This window comes from Streptomyces sp. NBC_01092, assembly GCF_045039535.1.
Lineage (GTDB): Bacteria > Actinomycetota > Actinomycetes > Streptomycetales > Streptomycetaceae > Streptomyces.
In genome coordinates this window covers 3,750,126-3,765,064 of sequence record NZ_CP108659.1, presented here as the reverse complement: position 1 = coordinate 3,765,064, position 14,939 = coordinate 3,750,126, and the positions used below count along the sequence as shown (strand labels likewise).

Below are 14,939 nucleotides of genomic sequence, written 5' to 3'. Positions count from 1 at the left end.
AGGCAACCGCTTGCAATGCCCAGTCGTCTACCAGGTAGCGAATGAGGCGATACGGGGGAAATATCCCGTCGACAAGGGGGAAACGTGACCGTCACGCAGCCTGATGTGACTGTGATCATCGGGGCGTACGAAGCGATGCCGTACCTGGTCGAGTGCCTGGCTTCGGTCGAGGCACAGACCATCGAGCCGGGGCGCATCGAGGTCATCGCGGTGGACGACGGTTCCACGGACGGAACGGGGGAGTGCCTGGAGGAGTTCGCGGCACGCGTGCCCATGCAGGTCACCGTCATCCGGCAGGAGAACTCCGGCGGCCCGAGCGGCCCGCGCAACGTCGGACTGGGCAAGGCGACCGGGCGCTACGTCTTCTTCCTGGACGCCGACGACCGGCTGGGCCCCGAGGCCCTCGAGCGCATGGTCGCGATGGCCGACAGATGCGGCACGGACGTGGTGCTCGGCCGCATCGAGGGCGTCAACCGCACCGCGCCGAAGTCCATGTGGGGCAAGACGCTGGAGCGGACCGACGTCTTCTCCTCCAACATCAAGTTCACGCTGAGCGCGCAGAAGCTGTTCCGCCGCGACCTGCTGACCCGGCACAACATGCGCTTCGACGAGTCCCTGTGGACCGGCGAGGACGCGCTGTTCACGATGGAGGCCTATCTGCGGGCCGACGGCGTCTCCGTGATCGCCGACTACACCTGCTACTACCTGGTGGGCCGCGACGACGGCAAGCACGTGACGAAGAGCGGCGGTTACGCTCTGCGCTTCGACTCCGCGCGCGCCCTGATGAACCTGATAGCCGAGCACGTGCCCGCGGGGGAGCGCCGTGAGCTGCTCCTGCTCCGGCCCTTCCTCATCACCCTGCTGCCGCAGTTCGGGCCCAAGTACGCCAAGGACAGCGAGAAGGTCCGCCGGCACAAGCTCGAACTGGCCAAGCCCCTCATGGACACCTTCTGGACCCCGGGCATCGCCCGCCGCCTCAAGGTCGACGAGCGGCTGCGGCTGCACCTGGTCGCCGAGCAGCGCCCGGAACTCCTGCTGTCCGTCGTGGAGTTCGTCAAGGCCAAGAAGCAGCCGGCGGCCCTCCTGGAGAAGAAGGGCCGCCGGGTCTACCTCGCCTACCCGCACTTCCGGGACGCGGCGGCGGGGATCCCCGACGCGGTGTACCTCGCCGAACCGCGCCAGGCCCGCGCCTACCCCGGCTACCGGGAGGGCGGCGCGGACTCGTTCCTGCGGCGTGCGGTGCGCAAGGCGCGCCGGGCGCTGCGATCCTCCGGCGGGGCTACGCCGGGTGGGCGGGCTGCGGCGGCGTAGCGGACCGGCGCTGGTCCGGGATCTCCGTGGCGACCTCCGCCGCGAGCCGCTCCGCCATCCGCGCCCGGTGCTCGCAGGCCGCCGAACCCAGCGCCTGTACGGCCGCGTTGAACCGCTCCTGTGACGCCGGCTCGTCCGGCCCCAGCAGATGCCGCTTCAACTCGGCCCGTGCCCTTGCCAGTTCGTCCTTCTCGGGGTGCCGCACCGTCTCCAGCAGGTCCGGCACCCCGGCCGCGTCCGGCGTCAGCACGGTCGCCGCGCGCACCGTCGGGAAGGCCTTGCGGAACACGTCCTCCGCGAGGCCGCTGGTGTTCGCCACGGCGTACGGCTTCCCGCTCGCCAGGAAGTCGCTGATCACGCTCGACACATCGCTGATCAGCAGGTCCGCCCGGTTGAAGCAGGAGTACAGCGTGGGCCGCGCATCGGTGACGACCTGGTGCTCCCCCTCGGGCAGCGAGGCCCAGTACGCCTCCTCCCAGGCCGCCGTGGCCGCCGCCACCGCGTCCGCCCGCCCCGGCTCCGGCTCCCCCTGGAGCAGCATCCGCTCGAGCTGATCGGCGCCCGCCCGCACCGCGGTCGTGGTCAGCCGGTCCAACTCCCTTGTACGAAGGTCGAGTTCCCCGGTGTCCCGCGACCGCTCGGCCGCCTGCTCCCGGATCGCCGCCCGGATCAGCTCACGGATCCGCAGATCGGCCGCCCCCGCCCGCGGGTCCACCGACCCCGTCAGCGGATGCGGCTTGTACAGCAGCCGCACGCCCGGGTCCGCGAGCAGCGCCCGGACGAGGTTCTCACCGGCCTCCATCACCGACGTGTTGCCCGGGTTGCCGTCCCAGCCCTCCCAGGTCGGCGCGTACAGCACGGTCGTCCGCGCGCCGGCCGGGGCGCCCTCGTACGGCCGGACGGCGTCCAGCTGCGGGCGGCCGATCTCCACGACGTCCTTGTCCTCGACGCCGACCTCGGCCAGCGCGTACCGCTCCCGCGCCGCAGGCCCGGCGACCCACACCTCGTCGTAGGCCTTCGCGTACGGGTTGCAGGACGACAGCTTGTCGCTCTCCCCGTGGTTGACGAAGGTGTGCTTGAGCGTGGGGATGCGCAGGACCTGGGAGGTCTTGCCGGAGTTCGAGGGGTGGACGAGGACCTGGAGCGAGGAGTCCTCCAGGCGCATCAGCGTGGAGACCTTCGGCAGACACAGGACCGGGACGTCGGTCGGGCCGATCTTCGGCACCATGAACCGCTCGCGCAGCACGATCAGCGGACGGCCCTCAAGCTGTGCGAGCGGTTCCAGCCACATGTTCGCCTGGTACGCCGAGGAGGCGCCGCCGGAGAAGTACAGGCCGGCCGTCGGCCGGTACTCCGCCAGCCAGGCGTCCAGCCACTCCAGCGTCTCGCGCTCGCCCGCCGGGCGACGGCCCGGCAGCAGCCGTACGAGAAGGTCGTACAGGCCCAGCAGGGCGAGTCCCAGGGACAGGGCGATGCCGAGGGCGGCGCAGCGCGGGTCGTCGGTGGCAGCTGTGGCCAGCAGGCCCGCCGTGGCCGGGAGGCCGAAGACCAGCAGACGGTCGCCGGGGCGGCGCAGCAGGACCGGCGGGGCGGGGGACAGGCGCAGGGCGGAGGCGTCGATGTTGCGGGTGACCACCGGCAGGGTGCGGGTGCGGCGGACCAGCACCGAGACCGCCTGGATCGCGCAGTGCAGGGCGTAGAAGGCGAGCAGGCCCGCGACCAGCGGCGTGTACAGCGTCTCGCGCTGCTGCTCGCCGAGCCGCAGCAGGGCCACCACCAGCAGCAGGTCCCGCAGCACATGCCGCACGGTGATGTCCGCGTGCGACTTGGCGAACACCGAGAGCATGCCGCGCTGCCAGCGGTACATCACGCCCTCGACGGCCAGGGACACGACCGTCGAGACGAGCAGCAGCGGCACGTGCGGGCGCAGCGCGGCCAGGGCCTGGGCGCAAAAGGCTGCGACCAGCAGCGCCGCGACCAGGGCTCTGGCCGGGACGCGGGACAGGGGTGTGGGCAACTGCGGTCACTCCAAGGTCGGCGCGAGAGGTCTGCGCTTGGGTTAACGCGCGGCAGCGTACAGACGACACGCACGTGTCTTGAAGGCTTTGGGTGGCTGAAAATGGTCACGTTTTGGCTGTCCGGAGACTGGACCGATGCGCGCCTCTCGATCCGCTTCGCGTAGATTTCCGGTGCAGGCAACGGGCATCCGCGCGAGGGGAAACAGCACAGGTGGCAGGGGCAAGGCAGGGTGTGCGCGAGGCCCGCAGGGTCGTCGTCAAGGTGGGCTCCTCGTCGCTGACCACCGCGTCCGGCGGCCTGGACGCGGACCGCGTCGACGCGCTGGTCGACGTGCTCGCCAAGGGCCGCAGCGGTGGGGAGCGGGAGATCGTCCTGGTCTCCTCCGGCGCCATCGCGGCCGGGCTGGCCCCGCTGGGGCTGCGCCGCCGCCCCAAGGACCTCGCCCGCCAGCAGGCGGCCGCCAGCGTCGGGCAGGGCCTCCTGGTCGCCCGCTACGCGGCCTCCTTCGCGCGCTACACCGTCCGGGTCGGCCAGGTGCTGCTGACCAGCGACGACATGAGCCGCCGCGCCCACCACCGCAACGCCTCGCGCACCCTCGACAAGCTGCTCGCGATGGGCGCGTTCCCGATCGTCAACGAGAACGACACCGTCGCCACGGACGAGATCCGCTTCGGCGACAACGACCGGCTCGCCGCCCTCGTCGCCCACCTCGTGCGCGCCGACCTGCTGGTGCTGCTGTCCGACATCGACGGCGTGTATGACGGCGACCCCACCAAGCCCGGCACCTCGCGGATAGCGGAGGTACGGGGACCGCAGGACCTGGCCCACGTCGAGATCGGCAGCGCGGGCAAGGCCGGCGTCGGCACCGGCGGCATGGTCACCAAGGTCGAGGCGGCCCGGATCGCGGCCGCCGCCGGCATCCCGGTCGTCCTGACCAGCGCGGTCCACGCCGCCGACGCCCTGTCCGGCGGCGACACCGGCACCTACTTCCATGCCACCGGCAAGCGCTCCGCCGACCGCCTGCTGTGGCTCCAGCACGCGTCCACGCCCCAGGGGTCGCTCACCCTCGACGACGGTGCGGTACGGGCAGTCGTCGAGCGCCGCAAGTCGCTGCTCCCGGCCGGGATCGCGGCCGTCGAGGGCGAGTTCAGCGCGGGCGACCCGGTCGAACTGCGCGACAGCACAGGGCACGCGGTCGCCCGCGGCCTCGTCAACTTCGACGCCAAGGAGATCCCGCAGCTGCTCGGGCGCTCCACGCGGGAGCTGGCGCGCGAGCTGGGCGCGGAGTACGAGCGGGAGGTCGTACACCGGGACGACCTGGTGGTCCTGGAGCCATAGGGGCCCCGCCCTCCGGCCGAAAACGGGGGGAACGCCCTGTTTCACCGGTCGCCCTGAGGTGGACGTTCCGCAAAATCGCCCCGCGAGCCCTTGCGGCCTGCTCAACTTTGTCTACGGGACACATTCCGCACGACCACCGAGTCGGTCACTGCGTAAAGGAGGCCGTCGTGAGACGAGTGCGCCCTGGGGCGGCGTCCCGCAGTGCCGGTGGGGCCTCGTCCCGTGCGGCCGGTGAGGAGCGCGCCTTGACGAGCGTCGCGGCCGGCGACCGCTACGAGCAGCCCGAGGACCTGCCCCGCCTGTGGCACGTCACCCTCAGCGTCTCCGGCCGGGAGGCCCCGCTGAAGGAGGTGCGGCGCGCTCTCGAACAGCTCGCCCACGACCACCCCTTTCTGCTGACCAGCCGGTACGCGTGCGACCACGCGGAGATCCGCTACTGGGAAGAGGCCCGCGACCTGCACGACGCGGCCGCCGTCGCCCTGCGCCTGTGGGGCGAGCACCGGCAGAGCGCGGGGCTGCCGCCCTGGGAGATCGTCGGTCTGGAGGTCATCGACCGCGAGACCTACCACCAGCGCATCGCCGAGGGCTACGGACCGCCACCGGCGACCCCGGTCGGCGTCCACCCCTATTGAGCGGCCCTGGGCGGCTTGTCTCGCGGTTCGGAATGCACGAGGGAACCGCCTCGCGACCGCACTACCCTTCTTTCATGACCACGCTTTCGCCGTACGACTCCATGTCCCCGGTCAACCGGGCCGCCTACCGCGCCAAGGCCGCCGCCGCCGACCTCGCCCCCCTGCCGCGGGCCGAGAAGGACGACGCGCTGCTCGCCATCGCGGACGCCCTGGAGGTCCGTACGAGTGAGATCGTCGAGGCCAACGCCAAGGACATCGCCAAGGCCCGCGAGGCCGGCACCAGCGAGGCGATCATCGACCGGCTGACGCTGACGCCGGAGCGCGTGCGGACCATCGCCTCCGACGTCCGGGACGTCGTGGCGCTGCCCGACCCGGTCGGCGAGGTCGTGCGCGGGTCCACGCTCCCCAACGGCATCGACCTGCGCCAGGTCCGCGTCCCGCTGGGCGTCGTCGGGATCATCTACGAGGCCCGCCCGAACGTCACCGTGGACGCCGCCGCCCTGTGCCTGAAGTCCGGCAACGCGGTCCTGCTGCGCGGCTCGGCGTCGGCGTACGAGTCGAACTCCGCCCTGGTCCGGGTGATCCGCGACGCCGTGGGCGGGGCCGGGCTGCCCGCCGACGCCGTGCAGCTGGTGCCCGGTGAGAGCCGCGAGAGCGTGCGCGAGCTGATGCGGGCGCGCGGCCTGGTCGACGTGCTGATCCCGCGCGGCGGCGCCTCGCTGATCCAGACCGTCGTCTCGGAGTCGATCGTCCCGGTCATCGAGACGGGCACCGGCAACTGCCACGTCTACGTCGACGCGAACGCCGATATCGACATGGCGATCGAGATCCTGATCAACTCCAAGGCCCAGCGCGTCAGCGTCTGCAACGCCGCCGAGACCCTCCTGGTCCACCAGGACATCGCCGCCGAGTTCCTGCCGCGCGCCCTGGACGCCCTCGCCGAGGCCGGCGTGACCGTGCACGCGGACGAGAGGGTGATGGCGTACGCCAAGGACTCCAAGGCGACCGTCGTGGAGGCCACGGCGGAGGACTGGGAGACCGAGTACCTGTCGTACGACATCGCCGCGGCGGTCGTGGACTCGCTGGACAAGGCCGTCGAGCACATCCGGCTGTGGACCTCCGGTCACACCGAGGCCATCGTCACCACTTCGCAGCAGGCCGCCCGCCGTTTCACCCAACTGGTCGACTCCACGACGGTCGCGGTGAACGCCTCCACCCGCTTCACCGACGGCGGCCAGTTCGGCTTCGGCGCGGAGATCGGCATCTCCACGCAGAAGCTGCACGCCCGTGGCCCGATGGGGCTGCCGGAGCTGACCAGCACGAAGTACATCGTCACCGGCGACGGCCACGTACGGCGCTGAGCCCGTACGGCGTAGGGGCGCGCGGCCAGGGCATATGCGTCCGACACGCGCCCCCGGACTGCCTCCGTGGCGCACGGAAGGTGTCTCACAAGGCGGATGAATTTCCATACCGTCTGCCCAAATTGACCCCCCAGGTCTACTCTGGAGCCGTGCCGGAGGACGTGGGGGGCACGCCGTTCCCTGACGGCTGGGAGCCCGACGACGACCACGACCGCGGGGTGTCGGACGAAGAGTTCGCCTCCGTGGTCTTCGACGAGGCCTTCGTGCAGGCGGCCGCGGTGCACGAGCCGACCGCGGTCGAGCGCCTCCTGGCCGCCGCCCAGGCGAGAGCGGAGGCCTCCGAGGCGGAAGCACGCCGGGCCCACGGCCGGGGCGAGCGGTACGAAGAGGGGTACGGCCCCGACGACCGCACCGGATTCGGCCATGATCCCGAGCTGGACGATCTGGACGACACGGACATCCTCGAAGGCCACTACGGCGCCCCCGGGACCTACGGCAAGCAGGTCCGCTGGCACCGTCCCGTCGCCTGGATGCTCGCCCTCGTGATGGGCATCGGCATGGTCGCGCTGGCCTTCACGGCGGTCTATCGCGGCGCCTCCTCGGGCAGCCGGGACCGGGTCCCGCCACCGGCCTCGACCGGTCTGGAGCAAGGCAGCGGACCCGCTCCCTCCGCCTCCGCCGAGTACTCGCCGCCGGCCGTCCCGGCGACCCCGCGCACGCCCTGACGCGGAGTCGACCGATGGCCTGAGCACTACGGAGAGCTGTTGGGTGAACCTGGTGAGAACCTGTCAGAAGTTGTCGTGCAGCAGGGCGTTTACCTGAGCTCCCGGCGACCTACCCTGAAGATATGGGAGGGCCTGGAGACCCACCTGAGGGGACACCCGAAGGCGGCCCCGCGGGTGGTGGAGAGGACGAATACCGATCCGTCGTCTTCGACGAGTCGTTCGTCCGTGCTGCCCGCCTTCAGGAGTTCTCCGCACAGGAGCGGATGGCCGACCACGCCCCTGCCGTACGCCGCCGTCCACCCATGCGCCGGGGACTGTCCCGGCAGGCTTTCGTCCTCGTCCTGTTGATCGCCGTCGCCTTCGGTACGGCGATCTACATGGGTGTACGGCACCCTTACCAGAGCCCGGCCGGTTCCGGGCCGCCCGCCGAGCCCCTGCGGATGACCGTCATCCCGCTCGCCCCCGGGGGCGAGGTGCCCGGGGCGAGCGATACGGACCACCTGTACGCGAGCAGTCCCGCGGCCCAGTTCCGGATCGGCGCTGAGGGCATTCCGCTGCCGGCCGCGCGGCGCACCGCGCACTTCTCGGACGGTCAGGTCACGAACGCGCTGAGCATCGCGAAGGACTACATCGTGCGGTCCGCGCTGTATCCCGAGGTGCTGACCGGCGAGCAGGTCCGGCCGGTGCGGGTGCTGCTGGACCCCGACCAACTGGACCAGTTCGACCAGAGCTTCGGGCACCCGGCGGCGGACGGCCGGCACGCGCCGACCGGCTGGCTGGTGCGCTTCGACTCCTCGCAGGCCGAGCTGGCCGATCGCAGCATCCGGGTGCAGGGCACGCTCCAGGCCGCCGAGACCGACTCGTCGACGCTGGAGGTCACGGCCGACCACACGTTCGTGTACGCCCTGCGGGCGGTCGCGGACGGCTCCGGTCAGAAGGCGGACGCCGGGGCGAAGACGGCCGAGGCCTCGCTGTTCACCGTGCGCCGGGAGCTGCAGTTCCGCTTCGACCGCGAGGACCTGCGGTTGCACCAGGCCCAGCTGGTCGTCTCCTACGTCCAGGCGGGGCCGCTGTCCTGCGCCGAGGACTCCACGAACCGGCTGCATCCGTTGCTGGCCGGGCAGACGGCGAAGGAGGGCGGTCCGGCGGGTACCGACCCGTATGCCACGGGTGGGGCGACGGCGCTGTGCGGATCGCTGGCGGAGGGGTCGCAGCCGAAGATGTGAGCCGGGGGCCTGAGGGGGCCCCGGACGGGCTGAAGAAGGCGGCCCGCCCGGGGTTCGGAGGTGGCCGCTGCGTCAGGCCTTCGGCCCGGTGTCGTTGCCGTCCTCGCCCTCGCCCTCGCCCTCGCCCTCGCGCCTCGGCTCGTCGTTCGACGGTGCGCTCGTGAAGCCGCCGAAGCCGCGGCGTACCCGGCCGCCCAGGTCGCCCGCGCCGCCGGCGATGTCCGTGACCAGCTTCATCAGGGGGTCCTTGGAGGACTTCACGTGGCCGGCGTAGTGCGACGCCGACTCGCGGAAGGAGTCGGTGACCGAGGTGTCCTTGTCCTCGCTGCGCCGCGGGTAGTGACCGTCCATGATCCGCTGGTAGTCGCGGGTCTCGGCCCACTTCTTCAGCTCGGCCGCGCGGACCGTGGTGAACGGGTGCGAGCGCGGCAGCACGTTCAGGATCTTCAGCACCGAGTCGCGCAGGTCGCCGCCCGCCTCGTACTCCTCGGCCTGCTTCAGGAACGCGTCCACGTTCATCTCGTGCAGATGGTGGCCGCCCGCGAGCTTCATCAGGCCGCGCATCGAGGCCTGGAGGTCCTGGCCGACGAGCAGGCCGGCGCGGTCCGCGGAGAGCTCCGACTTGCGGAACCACTCCCGCAGCGCCGTCACGATCGCCATGATCGCGAGGTTGCCCAGCGGGATCCAGGCGACCCGGACAGCGAGGCTGGTCAGGAACAGCAGTATCGTGCGGTACACCGAGTGACCGGAGAGGGCGTGGCCCACTTCGTGGCCGATCACCGCCCGCATCTCCTCCTCGTCGAGCAGCTCGACCAGGCCCGTGGTGACGACGATGATCGGCTCGTCCAGGCCGATGCACATCGCGTTGGGCACCGGGTCCTGGTTGACGTACATCGGCGGGACCTTCTCCAGGTCCAGGATGTAACAGGCGTCCCGCAGCATGTCGTTGAGGTGCGTGAACTGCTGCTCCGACACCCGCACGGAGTCGGAGAGGAAGAGCAGACGCAGACTGCGCTCGGGGAGCAGGCCGCTCAGGGCCTTGAAGACCGTGTCGAAGCCGGTGAGCTTGCGCAGAGCCACCAGGGCAGAGCGGTCCGCCGGGTGTTCGTACGCCCGCGAGGAGATCCCCGGGAAACGCCTGCGCTGCCTGCTCGGTACGTTCTCGTGCCCGTTGTGCTCGTGGCCGTCGGACATGTCTTTCCCCCATGTGCGTGTGGATGGGTATGCCGGCCCTTTGCGGAGCCTTGTTCCGCCCTTTGCGCCCCCGAAGCAGAGCCCAGCCTAGGCGGAGTTACCGTGGACGGGCACTACAGCGAAGGAGTTCCGCGTCATGGAGTACAACCCCTCGGCCGCCTGGCTCACCGAGGCCGCGAGGGCGGCCGAGCAGCAGGGGGCGGGGAATCTGCTCCGGGTCGTACTGATCGTGATGGTCGTGGGCTGTGTGCTGACCGCGTGGTTCCTGTTGCGGGGCTACAGGCAGAAGGACGACTGAACGGCCGGGAAGGTTGCCCGTCGGTCCGTCCGAGGCGCCCCAACGGTGGAGTCGGCGTGATGGCCGTCATGGCGCCCGCTTACGATGGGCCGACAGCCTTATCCCGCCCTCACCGATAGGTCACGCCGAAGATGAGCCTCCACAGCGCAGCTGCCCAGTTGGTCACCCTCGCCGCCGAGGGCGAGGAGCACAGCGGCGGCCACAGCAGCATCAGCCCGCTGGCCACCGGTGGCGGCGCGTTCATCATCCTCATGCTGCTGCTGTGGATCACCACCCGCTTCAACCGCGACCGCTGAGTCCCGGCCAGGCCCCTCGCTCCGCCCGCGCGACAGTCGGCCGGAGCTCTCAGGCGGGGCCGGTAGGGTCTGCACGCATGGGAGAGCAGGACATGCCTACCGGCCTCGCACACGGCCCGTCGAACCCCGGCAAGCGCCGCCTCGGCGTCATGGGCGGAACCTTCGACCCGATCCACCACGGGCACCTCGTCGCGGCCAGTGAGGTCGCCGCGCAGTTCCACCTGGACGAGGTCGTGTTCGTGCCGACCGGCCAGCCGTGGCAGAAGAGCCACCGGCACGTCTCCCCGGCCGAGGACCGCTATCTGATGACGGTCATCGCCACCGCCGAGAACCCGCAGTTCTCCGTCAGCCGCATCGACATCGACCGGGGCGGCCCGACGTACACCGTGGACACCCTGCGCGATCTGCGCTCGCTGAACCCCGACACCGACCTCTTCTTCATCACCGGGGCCGACGCCCTCGGCCAGATCCTGACCTGGCGGGACTCGGAGGAGCTGTTCTCCCTCGCGCACTTCGTCGGGGTCACCCGGCCCGGCCACCACCTCGACGACGACGGGCTCCCCGAGGGCGGTGTGTCGTTGGTCGAGGTTCCCGCGCTGGCCATCTCGTCCACCGATTGCCGCGCGAGAGTCGCAAAGGGAGATCCCATCTGGTATCTGGTGCCCGACGGAGTCGTGCGCTACATCGACAAACGTGAGCTGTACCGCGGCGAGTGAGGCGAGTGAGCCGAGAGGGGCTACCGGTGAACGACCGATACGACGCGGGGGCGGCAGGATACGAGTCCGACCAGTACGAACTCGTCGGCTACGACGAGTACGGCCGGCCGGTGTACCGACCGATCCCGCCGCCGCAGCAGAACCAGCAGCAGTACGACACCTACGCACAGCAGGGCTACGGCTACGACCCGTACGCGACCGGCCAGCAGCAGGCCCAGCCGTACGACCCCTACGGCGGCGGTGACACCGGCCGGCAGCAGGCCCAGCCGTCCTACGACCCGTACGGCACCGGCACGCACCAGCAGCAGGCCGGTGGGCACGCGGCGCAGTACGACCCCTACGGCCGTACCGCCACCAGCGGTCAGCAGCCGAGGGTCGCCGAGCAGACCGCCTACATCCCGCACCAGGCCGGGCCCGTCGAGGAGCCCATGGCCCAGCAGCGGGGCGACCGGGACTACCGCACCGAGCAGTTCGCCTTCGTCGAGGAGCCCGACCAGGACTCCGAGGACGTCATCGACTGGCTGAAGTTCACCGAGAACCGCACCGAGCGCCGCGAGGAGGCCAAGCGACGGGCACGCGCGCGGGTGATCGCCCTCGTGGTCGTCCTGGCGCTCGCCGCGGCCGGCGGCGTCGGCTACCTCTGGTACGCCGGGAAGCTGCCCGGCCTCGCCTCGTCGGACGACAAGACCGACACCGCCACGGCCGTGGGCGCCCAGAAGCGCGACGTGATCGTGCTGCACCTGCACAACACCAAGAAGGGCGGCACCTCCACGGCGCTGCTCGTCGACAACACCACCACCAAGCAGGGCACCACCGTCCTGCTGCCCAACTCCCTCGCCCTGACCGGCGACGACGGCAGCACGACCACGCTCGCCAAGTCGGTCGACGACGACGGCTCCTCCGGCACGCGCGACGCGATCGACACCGCCCTCGGCACCGAGATCCAGGGCACCTGGCGGCTGGACACCCCGTATCTGCAGAACCTCGTCGACCTGGTCGGCGACATCGACATCGACACCAACGCGAACGTCCCCGACCCCGACGCCAAGTCCAAGGGCAGCGCCCCCCTCGTGCGCAAGGGCAGCGCGCAGACCCTCAGCGGCAAGATGGCCGTCGCCTACGCCACCTACCAGGGCTCGGGCGAGGCACAGAACGCCCAGCTGGAGCGGTTCGGTCAGGTCATGCAGGCGGTGCTGCGCAAGCTGACCTCGGACGCACAGGGCGCGACCACCACCGTGCAGACACTCGGCATGATCATCGAGCCGCCGCTGACCGACAAGGATCTCGGCGCCTTCCTCGCCAGGCTCGCCGACCTCGCCAAGGGCGGCGACTACAAGACGGCCCTGATGCCGGTCCAGACCGACGGCACGCTGAGCGCCCAGGCGAGCGCGAGCGTCGTCAAGGACGTCCTCGGCGGCACCGCGAAGAGCCCCGACAAGGACGCCGCGATCCGTGTGTCCGTCCGCAACGCCAGCGGCGTCAAGGACAACACCGGCAAGGCCCGCGTGGTGCTGCTGAACGGCGGCTTCACGTTCCTGGAGGGCGGCACCTCGTCCGCCGCGGCCACGTCGAAGGTCGTCTACGCCGACGCCGCCGACAAGGACAACGCCACCGAGGTCGCCAAGACCCTGGGCCTGTCCGCCGACGCGGTCACCAAGGGGGACGTGTCCGGGAACGCCGATGTCTCGGTGGTCCTGGGCCAGGACTACGAACCGTCGTCCTCGTAACCACAGCTCGCACATCACCACAGGCCACCCCACGTGAACCGATAATCACGTGGGGTGCTGTCACTGGTCCGTGAGACCCTTGATGTCGAGTGAAGTCAAGAGTCCGCCGACCGAAAGCCTTGTAGTGACCGCTACCGACCGTTCCCTCGAGCTCGTCAACACCGCCGCCCAGGCGGCCGCCGACAAGCTCGCGCACGACATCATCGCCTACGACGTCAGCGACGTCCTGTCGATCACGGACGCCTTCCTGCTGGCCTCCGCGCCCAACGACCGCCAGGTCAAGTCGATCGTCGACGAGATCGAGGAGCGCCTCTCCAAGGAGCTCGGCGCCAAGCCGGTGCGCCGCGAGGGCGACCGCGAGGCCCGCTGGGTCCTGCTCGACTACGTCGACATCGTCGTCCACGTCCAGCACAGCGAGGAGCGCGTCTTCTACGCCCTGGAGCGGCTGTGGAAGGACTGCCCCGAGATCGCGCTGCCCGAGGACGCCAAGGCCACCCGTGGCAAGGCCGCGGAGCACGCCAAGCTCCAGGCTGCCGAGGAGGCGGCCGAGCTGGGCGGTGAGTGGCGATGAGCGCCACCGGCGAGGTGACCGCGGGCCAGCCCGGCCGCGGTCGCCGCGTCATCCTGTGGCGGCACGGCCAGACGTCCTGGAACGTGGAGCGCCGCTTCCAGGGCTCCACGGACGTCCCCCTCACCGAGGCCGGTATCTCCCAGGCCCGCCGCGCCGCCCGGCTTCTGGTGAACCTCAAGCCCGACGCGATCGTCGCCTCGGACCTCCAGCGCGCCGCGAACACGGCCGCCGAGCTGGCCGTGCTCACCGGCCTGGAGGTCACGCACGACGAGGCCCTGCGCGAGACCTACGCGGGCGTCTGGCAGGGGCTCACGCACGACGAGATCATCGCCCGGCACGGCGAGGAGTACGCCGCGTGGAAGCGCGGTGAGCCGGTGCGCCGCGGCGGTGGCGAACTGGAGACCGAGGTCGCCGACCGCGCCGCGCCCGTGGTGCTCCGGCACGCCGAGAAACTCCCCGACGAGGGCACGCTCGTGGTGGTCAGCCACGGCGGCACCATCCGTACGACCATCGGCCGTCTCCTCGGCCTCCAGGCCCGGCATTGGGAGAGCCTCGGCGGCCTGACCAACTGCTGCTGGTCCGTCCTCGGCGAGGGCGCGCGCGGCTGGCGCCTGCTGGAGCACAACGCCGGCACCCTGCCGGAGCCGGTGCTCGGCGACGACGACTGACGCCGGGTCCCGGCCGGGACGGCCCGGGAACCCGGATTTCACTTTCCGGCAGGTCACAGGCTAAGGTTCTTCTTGTTCGCCCCGCTGCACAGCGGATGAACGCAAGGGGCTATAGCTCAGTTGGTAGAGCGCCTGCATGGCATGCAGGAGGTCAGGAGTTCAATTCTCCTTAGCTCCACAGTCAGACAACAAGATCCCGCCGATCGCTCCGATCGGCGGGATCTTCTGGTATCCGAACTGTTCGGGTCAGGCTTGAGTCACTTGGGCCTCGCAGGCGTATACCTCTCAGGAGAGGCGCGTTGGGGTGCGGGTTCGCACGGTTCGCCCGGCCACGGAGGCTGCCGTGTCCGGACTGGTACTGAGGCGTCGCTGACCGTATTGGTCCGGCCGTGGCAGAATCAAACGGCCGGAGGGGGCGCGGCCCGACGGGAGGGAGTAGTGATGCCTGCGAGCATCCTCGAAGAGGTCGGTCACCTCTTCGAGGCAGCATTGACACGGGACACGATCACCCGCCTCAGCTGCCCTTCCTGCGGTTCCGCCCACGTCGCACAGCTCCTCGGTGACAACGGTGGAATTTCCTACGTGTGCACGGCCTGCGGCCACAGCTGGAGCTGATCGATGGGTGCACACAGGCGAAAGTGCGACTGGTGCGGCAGCGGAACGCCGATCGTCCGTGACATGGAACCGGTGAACCCCGACTACCAGTACTGGTGCGAGGAATGCGCGCGGGCGCTGATCATAAAGGGCGACCCGATCGAGACCTACCGTGAACTCGAGGGCGAACCGATCTATGGCCGCCTCCTCGAAGAGCACTGCACGCTCAAGCGTTTCTATTCCTTCGTCACGGCGTGAGGCCC

At 70.6% G+C, this 14,939-nt stretch carries 16 protein-coding genes and 1 tRNA gene; 15 read left to right on the top strand and 2 right to left on the bottom strand.

From position 1 onward, the window contains the following. Positions 1 to 84: 84 nt before the first annotated feature. Complete coding sequence (locus OG254_RS16870; RefSeq protein ID WP_405582573.1) at positions 85 to 1,311, top strand: glycosyltransferase family 2 protein; 1,227 nt, start codon at positions 85 to 87, stop codon at positions 1,309 to 1,311. Here OG254_RS16870 and OG254_RS16865 read toward each other — a convergent pair. After that, the gene (locus tag OG254_RS16865) at positions 1,280 to 3,328 is read right to left on the bottom strand and encodes a hypothetical protein (RefSeq protein ID WP_405582571.1); all 2,049 of its coding nucleotides are present in this window, start codon (positions 3,326 to 3,328) and stop codon (positions 1,280 to 1,282) included. The genes OG254_RS16870 and OG254_RS16865 overlap by 32 nt on opposite strands. Before the next feature lie 233 nt (positions 3,329 to 3,561). On the opposite strand from OG254_RS16865, the gene proB reads away from it, so the two are divergent. The 5 genes from proB (at position 3,562) to OG254_RS16840 (ending at position 8,612) form a co-directional block, all read left to right on the top strand. Next, entirely contained in the window at positions 3,562 to 4,668 is a 1,107-nt protein-coding gene (gene proB / locus OG254_RS16860) for a glutamate 5-kinase (RefSeq protein ID WP_351191811.1), read from the top strand. 167 nt (positions 4,669 to 4,835) lie between these two features. Continuing rightward, positions 4,836 to 5,300, top strand: coding sequence for a hypothetical protein (locus OG254_RS16855; RefSeq protein WP_351191507.1), 465 nt, complete (start codon positions 4,836 to 4,838; stop codon positions 5,298 to 5,300). Positions 5,301 to 5,374: 74 nt separating this feature from the next. Continuing rightward, on the top strand, positions 5,375 to 6,661 hold the full coding sequence (locus tag OG254_RS16850; protein WP_351191505.1) for a glutamate-5-semialdehyde dehydrogenase: 1,287 nt from the start codon (positions 5,375 to 5,377) through the stop codon (positions 6,659 to 6,661). 122 nt (positions 6,662 to 6,783) lie between these two features. Further along, positions 6,784 to 7,386: a hypothetical protein gene (locus OG254_RS16845; protein WP_405582569.1), complete on the top strand. Its 603-nt coding sequence runs from the start codon at positions 6,784 to 6,786 to the stop codon at positions 7,384 to 7,386. A 122-nt stretch (positions 7,387 to 7,508) separates the two neighbouring features. Further along, entirely contained in the window at positions 7,509 to 8,612 is a 1,104-nt protein-coding gene (locus OG254_RS16840) for a hypothetical protein (RefSeq protein WP_405582567.1), read from the top strand. A gap of 72 nt (positions 8,613 to 8,684) precedes the next feature. Here OG254_RS16840 and OG254_RS16835 read toward each other — a convergent pair whose 3' ends face one another. After that, entirely contained in the window at positions 8,685 to 9,806 is a 1,122-nt protein-coding gene (locus tag OG254_RS16835) for a M48 family metallopeptidase (RefSeq protein WP_405582565.1), read from the bottom strand. 136 nt (positions 9,807 to 9,942) lie between these two features. On the opposite strand from OG254_RS16835, the gene OG254_RS16830 reads away from it, so the two are divergent. The 9 genes from OG254_RS16830 (at position 9,943) to OG254_RS16790 (ending at position 14,934) form a co-directional block, all read left to right on the top strand. Continuing rightward, complete coding sequence (locus tag OG254_RS16830; RefSeq protein ID WP_030948199.1) at positions 9,943 to 10,104, top strand: hypothetical protein; 162 nt, start codon at positions 9,943 to 9,945, stop codon at positions 10,102 to 10,104. 131 nt (positions 10,105 to 10,235) lie between these two features. Continuing rightward, the gene (locus OG254_RS16825) at positions 10,236 to 10,400 is read left to right on the top strand and encodes a hypothetical protein (protein WP_351191497.1); all 165 of its coding nucleotides are present in this window, start codon (positions 10,236 to 10,238) and stop codon (positions 10,398 to 10,400) included. Positions 10,401 to 10,477: 77 nt separating this feature from the next. After that, positions 10,478 to 11,116: a nicotinate-nucleotide adenylyltransferase gene (gene nadD / locus OG254_RS16820; protein WP_351191495.1), complete on the top strand. Its 639-nt coding sequence runs from the start codon at positions 10,478 to 10,480 to the stop codon at positions 11,114 to 11,116. Between the two features lie 26 nt (positions 11,117 to 11,142). Then, a complete protein-coding gene (locus OG254_RS16815) occupies positions 11,143 to 12,843 on the top strand; it encodes an LCP family protein (protein WP_405582562.1) in 1,701 nt (566 codons plus the stop codon). Between the two features lie 124 nt (positions 12,844 to 12,967). Beyond that, a complete protein-coding gene (gene rsfS / locus OG254_RS16810) occupies positions 12,968 to 13,414 on the top strand; it encodes a ribosome silencing factor (protein WP_351191491.1) in 447 nt (148 codons plus the stop codon). Continuing rightward, positions 13,411 to 14,082, top strand: coding sequence for a histidine phosphatase family protein (locus OG254_RS16805; protein WP_405582559.1), 672 nt, complete (start codon positions 13,411 to 13,413; stop codon positions 14,080 to 14,082). Before rsfS ends, OG254_RS16805 begins: the two co-directional genes overlap by 4 nt. A 105-nt stretch (positions 14,083 to 14,187) precedes the next feature. Continuing rightward, positions 14,188 to 14,260 (top strand) — tRNA-Ala (locus OG254_RS16800). Between the two features lie 263 nt (positions 14,261 to 14,523). Next, positions 14,524 to 14,697 carry a hypothetical protein gene (locus OG254_RS16795; protein WP_351191487.1) on the top strand — a complete coding sequence of 58 codons (174 nt, stop codon included), beginning with the start codon at positions 14,524 to 14,526 and terminating at the stop codon, positions 14,695 to 14,697. A 3-nt stretch (positions 14,698 to 14,700) separates the two neighbouring features. Further along, positions 14,701 to 14,934: a hypothetical protein gene (locus tag OG254_RS16790; RefSeq protein WP_003976229.1), complete on the top strand. Its 234-nt coding sequence runs from the start codon at positions 14,701 to 14,703 to the stop codon at positions 14,932 to 14,934. Positions 14,935 to 14,939: the final 5 nt, after the last annotated feature.

What these genes read in the sequence shown, in the direction of transcription:
- OG254_RS16830 (WP_030948199.1), top strand. Translation starts at nt 9,943, where the DNA reads ATGGAGTACAACCCCTCGGCCGCCTGGCTCACCGAGGCCGCGAGGGCG.
- OG254_RS16805 (WP_405582559.1), top strand. Translation starts at nt 13,411, where the DNA reads ATGAGCGCCACCGGCGAGGTGACCGCGGGCCAGCCCGGCCGCGGTCGC.
- OG254_RS16825 (WP_351191497.1), top strand. Translation starts at nt 10,236, where the DNA reads ATGAGCCTCCACAGCGCAGCTGCCCAGTTGGTCACCCTCGCCGCCGAG.
- OG254_RS16795 (WP_351191487.1), top strand. Translation starts at nt 14,524, where the DNA reads ATGCCTGCGAGCATCCTCGAAGAGGTCGGTCACCTCTTCGAGGCAGCA.
- nadD (WP_351191495.1), top strand. Translation starts at nt 10,478, where the DNA reads ATGGGAGAGCAGGACATGCCTACCGGCCTCGCACACGGCCCGTCGAAC.
- OG254_RS16835 (WP_405582565.1), bottom strand. Translation starts at nt 9,806, where the DNA reads ATGTCCGACGGCCACGAGCACAACGGGCACGAGAACGTACCGAGCAGG.
- OG254_RS16850 (WP_351191505.1), top strand. Translation starts at nt 5,375, where the DNA reads ATGACCACGCTTTCGCCGTACGACTCCATGTCCCCGGTCAACCGGGCC.
- OG254_RS16840 (WP_405582567.1), top strand. Translation starts at nt 7,509, where the DNA reads ATGGGAGGGCCTGGAGACCCACCTGAGGGGACACCCGAAGGCGGCCCC.
- OG254_RS16790 (WP_003976229.1), top strand. Translation starts at nt 14,701, where the DNA reads ATGGGTGCACACAGGCGAAAGTGCGACTGGTGCGGCAGCGGAACGCCG.